Origin of the sequence: Paenibacillus brasilensis (assembly GCF_009363115.1) — a bacterium.
Classification (GTDB): domain Bacteria; phylum Bacillota; class Bacilli; order Paenibacillales; family Paenibacillaceae; genus Paenibacillus; species Paenibacillus brasilensis.
The window spans coordinates 98,666-114,256 of record NZ_CP045298.1; the positions used below are offsets into that span (position 1 = coordinate 98,666).

Sequence of the window (15,591 nt, forward strand, 5' to 3'; positions counted from 1 at the left end):
TGTGACTATTGCAGCCGTGCCGCTACCAGGTAGCTACTCAATATTCGCAGCCTGCTCACGAATTTTTTCAAGCTCTGCCTTCATCTCGACGACCAAATTAACCAATGTGAGATGATTGGCCTTGGAGCCGATCGTGTTAACTTCCCTGTTCATTTCCTGGATTAAAAAGTCTAATTTGCGGCCGGCCGGCTCGTCCGACAGCAGCAACCCCTTGCATTGCCCAAAGTGACTTTGAAGCCGGGTAAGCTCTTCATCAATATTGCTGCGATCCGCGAATAAAGCAATCTCCATTCCGAACTTATGCTCATCAAGCGTAAATAAACCGTCCTGAAGCTCTTTAAGCCTGTTTTTTAGCCTGTTACGGTAGTCGCTCACAACATGGGGAGCCAGCACCGTCATTTCATGATGCAGGGATTCCAGATGGGAAATGCGGGATTCCACATCTCGTGCCAAATACCCGCCTTCTCGCTTTCTCATCTCCAGCAAACCCTGCAAAGCTTCATGTAAGGCTCGCTGTAGCTGCTCTTCCCAGCCCTCTTCGTCTCCATTGCAAGCCTCTCCAGGCTCGCCCAGAACGTCAGGCAAAGCAAGAATGTCGCTTATACCTAATGTTCCTTTCACGCCATAACGATCCGCCAGCTGCTCCGCTGCATGCAGGTATGCCTGCACCACAGTGTCATTCAACCGTGCGACGGGTATCTGTTCTTCATCACGTTCCCTATGGATGAAGACGTCGACACGACCGCGCTTAATCTGCTGCTGAACCGTTCTTCTCAAGCCATCTTCAAAGCGTGTCCATTCGCGCGGAATCCTCATCATCACTTCGCAATAGCGGTGATTCACCGATTTTAGTTCCAAGCGAACTTTATAGCCTTCATATTGAAAGATGGCTTGACCGTATCCGGTCATACTCAATGACATCGGCATCACATCCATTTTACTATTGTAATTGATTATTATAGTCTAAACAAGGGGGCCTGCGCGCTGCCGGATTTTTGCCATACATAAGAAGCCAGCTCTGCCGTCATTTCATAGAACATAAATGGAGTCATCAAATAGATTCCATTAAAATGCTTCATCGCCGTATCAAGCAGCTCCTTGGCAATGGACACCCCCATTGCTCGTCCTTCCGAACCCTCCAGACCAGACATGCGTGCACGCACCTCATCCGACAACTGAATGCCGGGTACTTCATTGTGCAGGTATTCTGCGTTCCGCCCGCTGGCCAGCGGCATAATACCGATAAAAATCGGGACCTCCAAATGCCGTGTCTCTTCCGCGATGGCTACAATAAGCTCACGGTCGTAGACAGGCTGGGTCATAATATAATCAGCTCCGGAGGCAATTTTCTTTTCCAGCCGCTGTACAGCTTTACCCAAATGCTTGACATTGGGATTAAATGCAGCACCTACCACAAAATTAGCCTTCTGCTTTAGTGGCTTACCGGAAAATGCAACACCATCGTTTAACTGCTTGATCATACGTATAATTTCAAAAGAAGTCATATCATACACCGAGCTGGCACCCGGCAAATCACCGAACCTTGCTGGATCTCCAGTAACCGCCAGTACATGGTCAATGCCCAGCGCGTCAAAACCCATCATATGAGACTGAATACCAATCAGATTGCGGTCACGGCAAGCAATATGGATTAATGGGCGCAAACCCGTTTCAATGCTGACCAAATGCCCAAGCGCCATGTTGCTCATCCGCGTAACGGCAAGTGAATTGTCGGCCAGCGTAAGCGCGTCGGCCCCGGCTTTTTTCAATGCATGCGCACCTTGCATAAATCGTGTAATGTCCAGATCGCGTGGAGGATCAAGCTCTACAATGACCGTATGCCGTTCCTTAACCATATCCACAATGTTGGGCTTGCTGGCAAATCTTCCATTTCCACGTTCCCCTTCATCTGTAATCGGCTCCGGTTCAGCGACGTGAATTGACTCGTTTAACAATACTTCTTTTGGAGCCAGCGGAGGCGGCTGCAAGCCACTCAAAGCTTTGGAAATCGCCGCAATATGATCTGGTGTAGTTCCGCAGCATCCGCCAATCAGCCTCGTTCCCAAATCTACGAAGGACGCGGCACATTCACCAAAATATTCAGGTGTTGCACCGTATACATAATGACCGTCCACATAATCGGCGAGACCCGCATTAGGATATACGGACAGCGGCACTGACAAGGGGCCTTCCAGCTGCTCCATTACACTCATAATCCCCTGTGGACCGGAATGACAGTTAAATCCAAGAATGTCCGCTCCTTCATCACGCAACAACGAAAAAGCTTCTGCTACTGAAAAACCATCCTGTGTACGGCCAACCTGGTCGACTGCAAACTGACAGATTACCGGAATATCACTATATTTACGCACACCGTTAAGCGCAATCCGCATTTCATCCAGTGAATAAAACGTTTCGCACAAAATACCGTCTACTCCTTCGGAGAGAAGGGCATTAATCTGCTGGTCATAGTTTCGAGCCAGCTCCAGCTTGGATATGTTAAGCCGTTTGCCCCCGCATATGGAGCCTACCGCACCCACCACATAATGATCAGGCCCGGCCGCTGCTCGGGCAATTCTTACCCCTGCACGATTGATCTCTTCTACTCTGGATTCCAGCCCAAACCATGCCAGCTTATAATCATTTGCAGAGAATGTATTGGTCTCCAGCAATCGTGCTCCTGCATTTAGATATTGACTATGCACATCCGCTATAACGTCAGGTGAAGTAATATTCAACTCTTCGTAAGAAGTATTTACTGGAAATCCCAGCTGGTACAAAAAGGTCCCCATTGCGCCGTCTCCGACAATAAGTTCACGATTCAGCACAGTACGCAAATCCGGTTTCATTTCCTCCGCTCCACCCCGCTCTTTATTTTCATATTAATGTAACATAAAAGAGACTGCAAACATAAGCCAAAAAACAAAAAAAGCCGTCTCACTCCCCAAAATGATGTGGCCAGGAGTGAAGCAGCTTGATTTATAATTGTTATTTTATACTATAATTATCTCATTTGCCCATCTTCGGCATGAAGGGAGAATGCGTAAAAGGCTCCTTTTTTATTCACCTTAGCCACAATAGAAGCCGTTCCTCTTTGCTTTGTGGAAAATGTATACTGATTCCCTTGAATCCCAACATTATAGCCTGACAAATTGATATTAAATAAGAGCTGAACCTTGGGCTTGACCAGTTTCAAAGCTTCTGAAGCGGTATATTTGGGATTGGCAAACGATTTTTTGAAATCTGCGTCATCATTCCAGTCCACCCCGTAGGTGGATACAGCCAGCATTTTGCCGGTTGTTGCGCCGATTTTGACCTCACTCGACTCGTTTACATCCTCGAACGACCAATAAGAAAACCCCTTGGCCTCGTCCTTGAAGCGTGAAGCATGCTGTACGGTAATCCGCTGACCGCTAACACGCTTAAAAGTGTTCGTTGCCCGGCTCAGCAATACAGGGTCCACCTGCTTCAACGGGTAGTCTGCATTAATGGTTATACTGTTACCCCGATCTACATCAACGTACAATGAGGACGCCTTTTCCCCTGCGCCCCAAAATACCCAGTAGTTCGAAGGCTTATTGGACTGGTAAGGAGATTTAACCCGCCAAAAAGCTTCAAATTGCATAGAGCGCTTGGGGTCAAACGCTTTGGCACTGTTCAGCACTTTGGCCTTGAGAGGCGCGTCCAGTGCCTTGCCCATGCTGCTTATTTTATACCGTACCGTGGTAGAATCCACTCTATTCTTTTCCTTATTATATTCCGTTTGGAACGTAGCTGTTCCGTCTTCCAATTCGCCTTCGACAATCCAGGTTTTACCCATATCCGTCACATCGTCAAATTGAAATGGTGTTTTCGTACCGATCAGTTCCTGTACTGCCTTTTCCAGACGGTTCACAACAGTTGGGGTTAGCGAGCCGACCTGCTTGCTCGTCGTGTCAACGGCAGCAGCAGGGAGGGTAGCAGCATGAGCCGGAAGCGCGGTAGCTACAAATATAAGGGCTGCAACTGCTGAAATCCAACGAAATTTCCGCACCATGAACGGCCTCCTTATTGTTTTCTTATCTGTTATATTATACATCGTTCAGACGTCAAAAAAAGACAGAATGTTGCTAAATACCAAAAAAGAAGACCTCACAGGGTCTCCTTTTCACTCATTTTTATACAATTCATAAACCAAATGCACGCTCTTTTCCATGCTCCATGTATTTCAGGACAGACGACCATCATACACAATTTCAGCCGGGCCTGACATATACACGTGATTGTCGTCCTCGTTCCATTCGATATCCAGATCGCCGCCCTTCAGACTTACAATGGCGCGTCGGTCACTATACCCGTTGAGTACAGAAGCCACAAGTGTGGCACAGGCCCCGGTTCCGCAAGCTAGCGTTGGGCCGGCTCCCCGTTCCCATACTCGCATCTCTATGTGATCCCGACTTCGGACCGTAGCGAACTCGACATTTGTCTTTTTAGGAAATAGCGGATGGCTTTCCAGCTTCGGTCCCCAGGCCTCCAGTTCAAAGCCAGGTGCATTTTCAACATAGATGACACAATGCGGATTGCCCATGGATACAGCCGTAAAACGAAAACCGCTTCCTCCAGCTTCGATGGACTCATGAATTACACGGTCCAGATCCAGCGTAGTCGGAATTTTCAAGCCCTCCAGAATCGGCTCTCCCATGTCTACCTTCACCATACGTACAAGTCCGTTCTCTACAGTCAGTTCGACCTGCTGCACACCAGCACCCAGCGTCTCGATCGTAATCCGCTCACGGCTGATATGCTTGCGGTCATATACATATTTGGCTGCGCAGCGAATAGCATTCCCGCATTGCTCTGCCTCCGATCCGTCCGAATTAATGATGCGCATGCGGAAATCGGCTTTTTCTGAAGGCAATATATATACCAGACCGTCAGCACCAACACCAAAATGTCGATCACATAGCCGAACAGCCAATTCTGAAGCGTCAGACGGCAATTCCTGATGCCCAAACCAAACGATAAAATCATTACCCAAGCCGTGCATTTTTGTGAATTCCATAGCTTCCCTCCGCCGTTGCTGCTAATCTCATGCTCCTCGTAAAGCTTTATTCCCATGATAGCATACAGGGCAAGAGCGGGAAAGCCATGTGATGATACCTAACCCGGATGCTAGGCTGAAAACTTCGTGCGTCCTGTCGAAAAACGGTTATTTCCGCCATGGCGACGGTTGCGTCTACCGCCCCATACGCTTCCCGCCCCCATCAGGAAAGTCGGAATCCCGGCCGCGACGATGGAAAGCGCCCACTCACGCAAGCCCAGCGGCACTGTTTTGAAAATAGGTTGCAGCATAGGTACGTACATGACCACCAGCATCAGCACGATGGATGACAGTACGGCAAGTACGAGATAGCTGTTTTGAAACGGGTTACGGTGGAAAATAGAACGGGAACTGCGGCAATCGAATACATGAATTAACTGTGCCAGGACCAGCGTAGCAAAGGCAACCGACTGCGCTTTAACCAGTTGTCCTGCGTCATCCGGTGCAATGCGCAATGTCAGCCAGAAGGCGGCAAGCGTACATAAGCCAATTAACAGTCCGCGACTAATGATTTTCCAGCCCAGTCGACGGGCGAAAATATTTTCCTTTGCACCGCGTGGCTTATGCTCCATCAGATCCTTTTCCGGCTGATCCACACCCAGAGCCATCGCTGGAAGGCCATCCGTTACCAGATTGACCCATAAAATCTGGATCGGAAGCAGCGGCAACGGCAGCCCGGCCATCATTGCGAAAAACATCGTCAAAATTTCGCCAACGTTGGAGGCAAGCAGATAACGGATAAATTTACGAATGTTTTCGTAAATATTCCGTCCTTCCTCAATCGCCGCCACAATCGTCGAGAAATTATCGTCGCTCAGCACAAGCGCAGCTGCTTCTTTGGTCACATCAGTTCCCGTCATGCCCATTGCAATACCGATATCCGACGCTTTGATCGCCGGTGCATCATTCACGCCATCCCCGGTCATAGCTACGACATGTCCGCGTCTCTGCAGCGATTTGACGATGCGTAGCTTGTGCTCCGGCGACACACGCGCATATACAGACACGCTGTCAACAGCTTTGTCCAGCGCCGCATCATCCATCGCAGATAGCTGCTGTCCCGTCAGCACATGTGAGCCACGCTGGAAAATGCCGAGCTGCTGGGCAATGGCCTCAGCAGTTGTGCCGTGATCACCCGTAATCATCACGGTGCGAATGCCGGCACGGCGGCACCTGCTGATAGCCTCACGAGCCTCGCGGCGCGGCGGGTCAATCATGCCCGTCAAGCCGATAAAAATCAGCTGCGCTTCGGCCTCTTCGACCGTGGAGACATGCTCATGAGAGCGGATATCACGGTATGCGACGCCAAGTACACGCAGCGCCTCTGAGGCCATACCTTCGTTGGCTGCCATTACCTTTTGACGCAGCGTGCCTGTCAAGGGAACGACATTTCCTTCCCATAAAATGTAAGAGCACTGGCCGAGCAGCACATCCGGCGCACCTTTGGTAAAGACAATATGCCCTCCCTGATGGCGCACGAGCACCGACATCCGCTTCCGTTCCGAGTCAAAAGGGAATTCGCGCTCCCGTGTGTACAGCTCATATAAGGCTTGTCGGGTGACTCCGCCCTTGGCAGCTAGCGTGACAAGGGCTCCCTCCGTCGGATCGCCCTTCAGCTCCCAAACGGCGGTCGGCACCGGTTCTTTAGTCTTTTTTCTCGCGCGCAGCTCATCAATGTCGACTTGGACAATCTCCGCATTGTTACAAAGTACACTGCCTTGCAGCAGCCTACGCAATGATTGTCCGTTTTTAAGGTCGGCAGGAAGATCTCTATCCATGATATGACCGTGTGGATCATAGCCCTCCCCCGTAACTCCCCAGAAACGACCATCCAGCCATAGTTTGGTAACCGTCATTTTATTTTGGGTCAGCGTACCGGTTTTATCGGAGCAAATGACAGACGCACAGCCTAGCGTCTCGACAGAAGGCAGCTTGCGCACAATTGCCTTGCGTTTGATCATACGCTGTACTCCCAAGGCGAGTGCAATGGTTACAATCGCGGGTAACCCTTCCGGTATAGCTGCCACAGCCAGGCTCACACCGGCCAGGAACATGCTCATGGCTGGCTGACCATGCAATATGCCTGCTACGACAACGAGCACCGTTAGCGCCAGCGCTACGATGATCAATATTTTCCCTAATTGCTCCAACCTGTGCTGCAACGGTGTCTCCTGCGACTCCGTATTTTCAATCAGGTCTGCGATTTTGCCCATTTCTGTACTCATGCCTGTACGAATAACGATGCCCTGTGCAGTGCCTCTGGTCATCATGGTGCCCATAAATCCGATGTTTTTTTGATCCCCGAGTGGTACCTCAGCGGCATGAATAGGACGGCAATGCTTACTCACCGGAACCGATTCACCTGTCAAGGCGGATTCCTCCACATCACAGCCGTTCGTACTCAGCCACCTTACATCGGCAGGAATACGATCACCACTCTCGAGCAGGACGATATCACCCGGCACCAGCTCTCTGGCTTGAATCTGCACCCGTTTGCCGCCCCGTAGTACTTTGGCAGTTGGAGCCGACAGCTGTCTCAAAGCCCGCAACGAACGCTCTGCTCTAAATTCCTGCACAAAGCCGAGAATCCCATTCAACACCACAATAGCAATAATGGTAACCGCGTCTAAATATTCACCGAGCAGGCCGGAGATCAGGGTTGCCCCCATCAGTACGAGCATCATAAAATCCTTGAACTGATTGAGGAGCAGCAGGAAAGCCGAAACACGCTTCCCCTCGCTCAGCTCATTCCACCCCGCCCTTTCTCTGCGCTGTGCAATCTGTTCCTCCGAAAGACCCTGCTTCGGGTCGACATCCAGACTTGTTGAAAGCTGTTCATTGCTTAGTTGATGCCAATGTGCTTGTTCCATTCTCCCCAATTCCCTCCCGGTCAGATAGTCCGTTACCGTCGGTTGTGCCTAGGATGGCTGCCCGTTATTACATTTTGTGCCGCGAATGCTGATAAGCAGGACAGACTTTCTAGATTCAATCTATTCGGACAGGACCTGAAATATCACAAAGCCGCTTAAGTTTTGTCCCAAATTTATGTATCATAGTAGGAAGGCGAAAATATATTGGCTTCAAAGGAGAACATACATTATGGCATTGGACGGTATCGTAACCCGCGCTATTGTACACGAGCTGCAAGGCATTCGGGGCGGACGCATTAACAAAATACATCAGCCAAACGATCACGATATGGTGCTGAATATGCGGGCGCAAGGCGGTAGCATAAAGCTGCTGCTGTCGGCTAATCCGACATTCCCGCGCGTACATTTTACAGAACAAAGCTTTCTCAATCCGACAGAAGCACCTATGTTTTGTATGCTTCTTCGCAAGCATTGTGAAGGCGGCATCATCGAGAATATTACTCAGGTGGGTATGGAGCGCATCATTCACATGGATGTGCGTCAGCGCGACGAACTTGGAGATATTTCATTCAAGCGGATTATCATTGAGCTGATGGGCAGGCACAGCAATATTATTTTACTCGACCCGGAAACAGGTGTTATATTGGACGGCATCCATCATGTCACACCATCAATTAGCAGCTATCGGGTCATTATGCCCGGCTTTCAATACACGGAGCCTCCTGAACAAAACAAGCTGAATCCGCTGGAAACGGAAGAAGCCTCCTTCGCCTCCTCGTATCAAACAGCTATCGAGGCTGGAGAAGCACCAAAACGCTGGATCGTGAATACTTTTACCGGACTCAGTCCCCTCATTGCAGAGGAAATACTGAACCGAGTATCCAACAAAGCATCTGATGACGATCATCGTCAGCTATGGAGTACATTCAGTCACATGATGGATGACGTGCGGAATCATCGTTTTCAGCCAGTATCCGGTTTGAATGCACAGGAAAAAGCCATATTTTCAGTCGTTCCTCTTACATTGATTCAGGGAGAGCGCAAGGAATACGCTACGATCAGTAAATGTATGGAGGATTTTTTCGGTGAAAAAGCAGAAAGGGATACGGTTAAGCAAAAGGTCAGTGACCTGCTGCGTTTTCTGCAAAATGAGCGAAGCAAAAATGTCAAAAAACTCGACTATCTTCACCAGGATTTGGCCGAAGCGGAAGATGCCGATCAATTTCGCATTTACGGGGAGCTGCTGTTCGCTTCACTGCATGAAGTAAAAAAGGGCGACAAAGAAGTAACGCTTACCAATTTTTATGATGAGGAGCAGAGTCAGGTAGCGATCCCTCTAGACCCGTTGCTGGGTCCATCGGATAATGCGCAACGGTATTTTAAAAAGTATAATAAGTATAAGAACAGTCTGGCTGTCATAGACGAGCAATTGGAAAAGACACATGAAGAAATCAAGTATATGGACAATCTGCTTCAGCAGCTAGCCCATGCCTCCATGAACGACATTGAAGAAATACGTGAAGAACTGGTACAGCAGGGATATCTCAGAGACCGGGTCAAAAAAGGGAAGAAAAAAAAGAAAAATGACCGTCCTACCTTGCACGTTTATATGTCATCCGAGGGTATTGAGCTACTGGTCGGCAAAAACAACCTGCAAAATGAATATGTCACAAACCGACTGGCCGGGCCAAATGACACCTGGCTGCATACCAAGGATATTCCAGGGTCACACGTTGTAATTCGTGCAGAGCAATTTGGGGATGCTACGTTGGAGGAGGCAGCTCAGCTCGCTGCCTACTTTAGCCAGGCAAAGCAGTCCAGCAGCGTGCCTGTAGATGCCACCTTGATTCGGTATGTGCGTAAGCCGAGCGGAGCCAAGCCGGGCTTTGTCATCTATGATCATCAGCGCACGCTCTTTATCACCCCAGATGAAGAGCTGGTCAAATCACTACCCAATCGTTTCAAAAACAGCTAAAGGTCACTAGCAAATTAAATCACAAAAAGCCCCTAGTCTTGAGTCGGGTACACTTCAAGTGTTCCATAGATAAGACAGGGGCTTTTCCTTTACTTTTGTTCAGCAGCAGCCTTTCTCAATTGCTCGACGGTCTGATCATTCACACTACGACTGCCCAGATCACCATGGAAAATAACACCTTGGCGTGCACCGTGAAAATCCGATCCGCCAGTGGCGATAAGCCCGTGGTGCGCCGCCATTGCGGCATATCGACTCTCATCCGCAGCATCATGGTCCGAATGCCGTACCTCCAAGCCCGCAGGCTTTGCTTCCTCTATGATGGAGCGAACGAGCTCATCGTCCCCATACAAACCTGGATGGGCAACCACAGGCGCGCCTCCCGCCTCGCGAATCCAGCTGATGGCCTCCGCAGGCGCTACACGGGGTACAGACACGTAGCCGGGCGCCCCCTCTGCCAAATATCGCTCAAACGCATCCCGCATATCCTTCGCATATCCTTTTTGAACCAGCGTATCCGCCATATGCGGACGTCCAATGCTTTCATCCGGTGCCAGCGGTCTGCCCATCGTGGCCACTACCTCTTCCAGCGTGATGTCCACCCCCAGACTGCGCAATCGACTCAAAATCAAATCATTGCGAGTATCCCGCGCCTGACGCAGCTTTTCCAACCGCTCCAAAAACACTTTATTGCGGTAATCCATATAATAGCCGAGTATATGAATATCCTTGCCACCAGCCCGTGTACTGATTTCTATACCTGGTATTACGGTAATTCCTGTATGCCGCCCCTCTTCTAGAGCTTCCTCCAGCCCAGCCACCGTATCATGGTCTGTAATCGCCACACCCGCCAGCCCTTTTTCCTTAGCCCAGCGAACATTATCCGCAGGTGGCTGCATCCCGTCCGATGCTTGAGTATGGGTATGCAAATCATATCGTTTCAAGTGGGTATGCTCCTTCACTACAAGCTCTCCTCCTCTTTCTGTATTGTCGGATCGTCTGGCGACTCGCCGAACACCTCTGCTTCCTGATCGTGGCGGCGCAGGTAGGACAGGAAGGTCACCGCCGGAATCGGCAGCAGCGCCGATTTCAGATGAATGGCATAAAATTTTCGCTTGAAGGTAATATCTGCAATATTTACGATTTTCAGCAATCCGAGTTCAACCTCATGCTTCACCGAAGAAGGCGATAGCATGGTAATCCCGAGTCCAGCCTCTACCGCCGATTTGACCGCCCCAGTGCTGCCCATCTCCATAACGATAGCAAGCCGGGAGGCATCCGCACCACGACTTTTCAGTCCGTCCTCTATGACCTGACGTGTACCAGATCCTTTTTCTCGGGCTATAAAAGGATGCTTAAATACATCCTCCAGTACCACTTTTTTAGCCTTGGCCAGTACATGTCCCGAAGGAACAATTAGTTTCAGCTCGTCCTGCATCACAGGCTCCACCACAATATCCGGATGCTGGACCGGTGCCTCGATTAGCCCTAAATTCAACTGATGCTTTAGTATGTCATCCATAATTTGAGTCGTATTCATCACATTCATCGCCATACGTATATGAGGGTACTCTTGACCAAACGGCCCCAACATTCTTGGCACAATATACTCACCAATCGTAAGGCTTGCACCAATATGCAATCTTCCCTCCAGCATGTGAGTAAAAGCAGACATCGCCTCGTCTGCTTCCCGGATCAGTTGCATGCTTTTTTTGGCAAAAGGCAGTAATGTCGCTCCTGCCTCCGAAAGCTCGATTTTTTTAGTCGATCGGTGTAGCAGCTTTGTTCCAAAATAGTCCTCCAAAGACTGAATTTGCATAGTTACGGCGGGTTGCGTCATATGCAGCGCTTGCGCCGCCGCCGAGAAGCTTCCCCGCTCCGCTACCGTATAAAAGATGTGCAGCTGATGAAAGTTCATACTGACCGCCCTCTCCCCTCTCTAGTCTCCCTATTTTAACATAAGAAAAACGTCTGTTCACGAATTCCCAAGAAAACTCACTGAATTGGGTGGTTTTATTCTTTTACAATCCATAAAAATAAAAAAGTATGCAGCTGATACCTGCATACTTCTACACACCTGACAGTATTCCAGTGAATTTGAAGACTTTTTCATCCGGAACCGTCTGATCCATTACCGACTATGTTTACCAACTATTTTTGCTTGCGAGTGCTTTTCATCAATGTCATACGCCTCGAATGACGTAGCCATGAATAGTAGGACTTCAAGTCCCTTAATTCAATTGTCTCCGACATCCGGCCCAAAAAGGTAATGACAATCATCTTGTGGAGCGGATTCCCCGCAATATCCATCTCGCCTGGCAACTCACCAAATTCGGCCACGACGACCAGATCACCATCAATTAAATAAACATCCTCTTCGTTATGATAGTAGGACTCCATCCTGTTTTGCTTCAGACATTCCCAAAGCCAGGCGGCGATATGATTCGTCTCGGACTGTTTCTGCTCTACCCGATCTAAGTAACGTGTTTTTGCATGATTTGTAATCACGATATCAGCAACTTTTTTATCGCCCATCTCTACGTAGAACGGTTCGTATGTACTCCATCGCTGCATTGCCTTGTCACGCACGGGATCACTCTCCCCACCAGATAGGTCTTTATATCTACCAATATATTCATATGTTACCTCAACAGACCCGGGACTACAAGTTACAGAATTGAAGTTTATGGCTGGTTTTTAAAGATTTTTAGGTCTAACAGCATTAAGACCATTATGCAAAAGTCCTGGATTTATAAAAAAAGCCAGCCCCTAGGCTGACTTTTTTTAAATTCATTTACAATTTATATACATTTGAAGCTTATACTTCATATTCTTTCATCTTTTCCTTATCGTCGTTATACTCTGTCCTAATTTCATTTCGGAAAGAGCGTTCGATCTTGCGCACATAGGAAAGTCTGCGAATATTTTTTACGGTATCCTCTGCCCGATCCGCATTCATATAAATGACTACATAATGCATACGCCTTGAAATATAGTGGACATTCCCGTATTTCTCCAAATTGCGGGCAGCCTTGATATCGCTTACCCAAATGATGTACCCTGTCCGCTCAGCAAACATTCGCTTCATCTCCCCTCCGTCGCTATCATCCTATGGCCTATCCGCAGGAGCACTTGCCTCCGCTACCGCATCCACCCTTTTTCACATTCGGATCATTGCTTGGCACCTTAATCGTGTCGGACACGGAATATGCAATCGTTTCGGACATAGCATGAAGCATATCATCCAGCGCCTTTTCTGCCCGCTTGAACTCCATTACTTCCTGGAATTGTTCCAGCTCCAGCTCAACGACCTTCACTGCGTCTTTAGCTTCATGATAATTCGGGTGAAAATGTCCAAAGCGCTCTGTTTCCGCGAATAACTCCTTTTTGGCGTCCAGCTTTCGTACACACGCCTGAATAGATGGATTCATATCCACACGCTGCTTCCAATATAAATAATCCGATACCTCAAAGGACCGGTTGACCATATCGCCCAATTCATAGGCGTTAATAAGCACTTCTGCCATATTGACCGTATTCAATTCGGCTACGCTCATGAATGTTCATCTCACTTTATCTAAAGTTCTACCTGGTAAAGTAGACTCATTAATCATACCACATCCTCCTTTTGAGAAGAAGGAGTTTCATGCACTTGCCGGCTCTATAGTGTAAAAGGAACCAGCAGTCTCATGCCTGACCACTCACCTGGCTGCAAAGTCTCGCGAATTGGTGCTTTAGCATCTTCTCCAGACGCATACCAGCCCATGACACTCCATGGTTCACCGGGAATCACCGATTCCGGTATCCATTTAACCTCTTCCCCACCGATTCGCAGTCCCACCGCTGTCTGCCAACGAATCGCTTGTTCAATCAACTGCCGGGCAGTGGACACATGATAGCTTCTCCATTCTTTTGTCCATGAGGAGGGCACTGCGGAGCTTTCTGGAAAATAGTCGAGTGGATCAGGTGGTGTATGCTCCCGCTCATAAAAGTGGAGTGTTCTTCCGGTATAAACCAGACCGGCCCTCCCCTCCTGGGAAAATATAGACCCGGCTGTGTCATTATTAACCGTCATCTCATTTGGACGAATTTCACTGTCAGGACTGCCTGAGCTTGTGTGATCTGTTTCGTCTACCAGCGGATAACGGTGGATGGGCTCGTCAACACCTTCCGGCTCCCGGCGTGGACTCAATCCAATGGCAGCAAGCGTCTTGCGGATTTTGGCAGTCGAGTGTCCCGGAATAATAAAGTCCCGTTCGCCGATCCGTTCAAGCAATCCTTCCAACCCGGGATGGCGTGCAACAGTATCTGCATCCTCATGTGTACCACATCGCAGAAGTGTTACCGTCGCAAATGCCGTTCGTCCGACATCACCTGCCCACTGCTCCAGAGCCACACGCACATGATCAGGTACACCTGTCCGGCTGTACTTATCCAGAAGGGCAAAAATTGCTTGGGCCTCCATGCCCAGTTCAATTGCCTCTGTAACACTTTCTCTCGTGATACGGTATATTGCCATCCGATCCCCTGTCACACGTTCACAGCAGCATTCCAGCCGCCAGCGAACGTCATAAGCTACCTCCGGTGGCACCAATATTTCAAAATCTGGCTGTATGTAAAAGGTTCCCCGCTCTTGATTGCCAGCCTCTTTCTCATCCTTATATTGCCGAAGCATATCCAGAGGCGATATATTCCAGCGAAAGCACAATTCGCCCAATGCGTTTAGTCCCCAATCACCCATTCCAAAAGCGGTCAGGGCCTTCAGCCAGCCTTTGATCTCATCCTCAAATGCTTCAGAACTTTTGGGTCCAGCAGAAAATTCCATAGGGGCACTGGTTTGGGAGCCCGCTCCATTCAACCTCTCCTGTGAGATCAGACCCACCTGAAGCATCCATTGCAGCAACGACTTGACAGGCATCCAGCCCTCAGCTCCTGCATACCGGGAAGCAGCGCACAGCATGTATCGAAAATGCTGCATAGACGCTTCCGCCTTGCCGTATCTTTCCATGAGGGTATTAAAAATATGCTTGCGCATTTGCCAAGCAGACAATTGAATCCAAGCCGCCAGTTCTGCTTCCTGAATGCGAAAAGACACCGCCTCCTTTACCAGCAGACCCAGGCTCAGCAGCAAATCCATCATTATCGCCGTTTGCACCGGATACAGATCGGAATGCGCGTACTGCAAGCCAAGCCCCACCAGATCCTCCGGATGAAAGGGAGTCAGTTCGTTCAATTTTTGCAATGATCGCTTATGTATGGTTCCCTTAGCCGTCAAAGGAACTCCCTGCACAGCAATACGTGACAGTGTGTGCAGCAACTCTGCCTCCAGCCCTGTTATCGCTTCATGTACAGCCACTGGATAATCCGTATGGACCACATTCATTGTACTTTGCTCTAACAGCATATCGTACAAATCAGGTAGCCGTTGAATCGGGATATATAAAATGCGTTCCCCCCACGATTTAGTAACTGCCTCCATCCAGCCTCGGGCACGCAATCCGTGCAGTGCCAGCTTCGTTTCGGCACCGCTTAACACTCCCGTGGTAAGCTGCAAAGGCTCCTCTTCCTTCATGGGCTGTCCTGCGTGCCGGATCAAGCATCGTTTAAGCACTAACAACTCATCCGATGTAAGCTCCCTCCAGTCGCCCTTCGTGTTGGTTACGTCCATC

12 protein-coding genes are annotated in these 15,591 nt (G+C 49.2%); 1 reads left to right on the forward strand and 11 read right to left on the reverse strand.

Annotated features, from left to right (window positions below; genetic code table 11):
- Positions 1-33: 33 nt before the first annotated feature.
- The 5 genes from GCU48_RS00715 to GCU48_RS00735 form a co-directional block, all read right to left on the reverse strand.
- Positions 34-921 carry a YicC/YloC family endoribonuclease gene (locus GCU48_RS00715; protein ID WP_025720134.1) on the reverse strand — a complete coding sequence of 296 codons (888 nt, stop codon included), beginning with the start codon at positions 919-921 and terminating at the stop codon, positions 34-36.
- A 35-nt stretch (positions 922-956) separates the two neighbouring features.
- On the reverse strand, positions 957-2,849 hold the full coding sequence (locus tag GCU48_RS00720) for a bifunctional homocysteine S-methyltransferase/methylenetetrahydrofolate reductase (protein WP_152378720.1): 1,893 nt from the start codon (positions 2,847-2,849) through the stop codon (positions 957-959).
- Positions 2,850-3,004: 155 nt separating this feature from the next.
- The gene (locus GCU48_RS00725; protein WP_152382064.1) at positions 3,005-4,033 is read right to left on the reverse strand and encodes a hypothetical protein; all 1,029 of its coding nucleotides are present in this window, start codon (positions 4,031-4,033) and stop codon (positions 3,005-3,007) included.
- 174 nt (positions 4,034-4,207) lie between these two features.
- Positions 4,208-5,041, reverse strand: a complete 834-nt coding sequence (gene dapF, locus GCU48_RS00730; RefSeq protein WP_025720140.1) for a diaminopimelate epimerase — start codon at positions 5,039-5,041, stop codon at positions 4,208-4,210.
- Positions 5,042-5,151: 110 nt separating this feature from the next.
- Positions 5,152-7,950 (reverse strand): calcium-translocating P-type ATPase, SERCA-type, encoded by a 2,799-nt coding sequence (locus GCU48_RS00735; protein WP_152378721.1) that lies wholly within the window; start codon positions 7,948-7,950, stop codon positions 5,152-5,154.
- A gap of 229 nt (positions 7,951-8,179) precedes the next feature.
- Between GCU48_RS00735 and GCU48_RS00740 the strand changes: the two genes are divergently transcribed.
- Complete coding sequence (locus GCU48_RS00740) at positions 8,180-9,925, forward strand: Rqc2 family fibronectin-binding protein (protein ID WP_152378722.1); 1,746 nt, start codon at positions 8,180-8,182, stop codon at positions 9,923-9,925.
- Positions 9,926-10,014: 89 nt separating this feature from the next.
- On the opposite strand, the gene GCU48_RS00745 is transcribed toward GCU48_RS00740, so the two are convergent.
- From GCU48_RS00745 to GCU48_RS00770, 6 genes are all read right to left on the reverse strand, one after another.
- Positions 10,015-10,821, reverse strand: coding sequence for a PHP domain-containing protein (locus tag GCU48_RS00745; RefSeq protein ID WP_425280864.1), 807 nt, complete (start codon positions 10,819-10,821; stop codon positions 10,015-10,017).
- Between the two features lie 62 nt (positions 10,822-10,883).
- A complete protein-coding gene (locus tag GCU48_RS00750) occupies positions 10,884-11,840 on the reverse strand; it encodes a selenium metabolism-associated LysR family transcriptional regulator (protein ID WP_152378724.1) in 957 nt (318 codons plus the stop codon).
- A gap of 233 nt (positions 11,841-12,073) precedes the next feature.
- Entirely contained in the window at positions 12,074-12,511 is a 438-nt protein-coding gene (locus GCU48_RS00755; RefSeq protein ID WP_025717787.1) for a hypothetical protein, read from the reverse strand.
- A 229-nt stretch (positions 12,512-12,740) separates the two neighbouring features.
- Entirely contained in the window at positions 12,741-13,001 is a 261-nt protein-coding gene (locus GCU48_RS00760) for a YlbG family protein (RefSeq protein ID WP_152382065.1), read from the reverse strand.
- Positions 13,002-13,038: 37 nt separating this feature from the next.
- Positions 13,039-13,479 carry a YlbF/YmcA family competence regulator gene (locus tag GCU48_RS00765; protein ID WP_025717789.1) on the reverse strand — a complete coding sequence of 147 codons (441 nt, stop codon included), beginning with the start codon at positions 13,477-13,479 and terminating at the stop codon, positions 13,039-13,041.
- A 104-nt stretch (positions 13,480-13,583) separates the two neighbouring features.
- Positions 13,584-15,590 (reverse strand): helicase-associated domain-containing protein, encoded by a 2,007-nt coding sequence (locus tag GCU48_RS00770; RefSeq protein ID WP_152378725.1) that lies wholly within the window; start codon positions 15,588-15,590, stop codon positions 13,584-13,586.
- Between the last annotated feature and the right edge of the window lies 1 nt (position 15,591).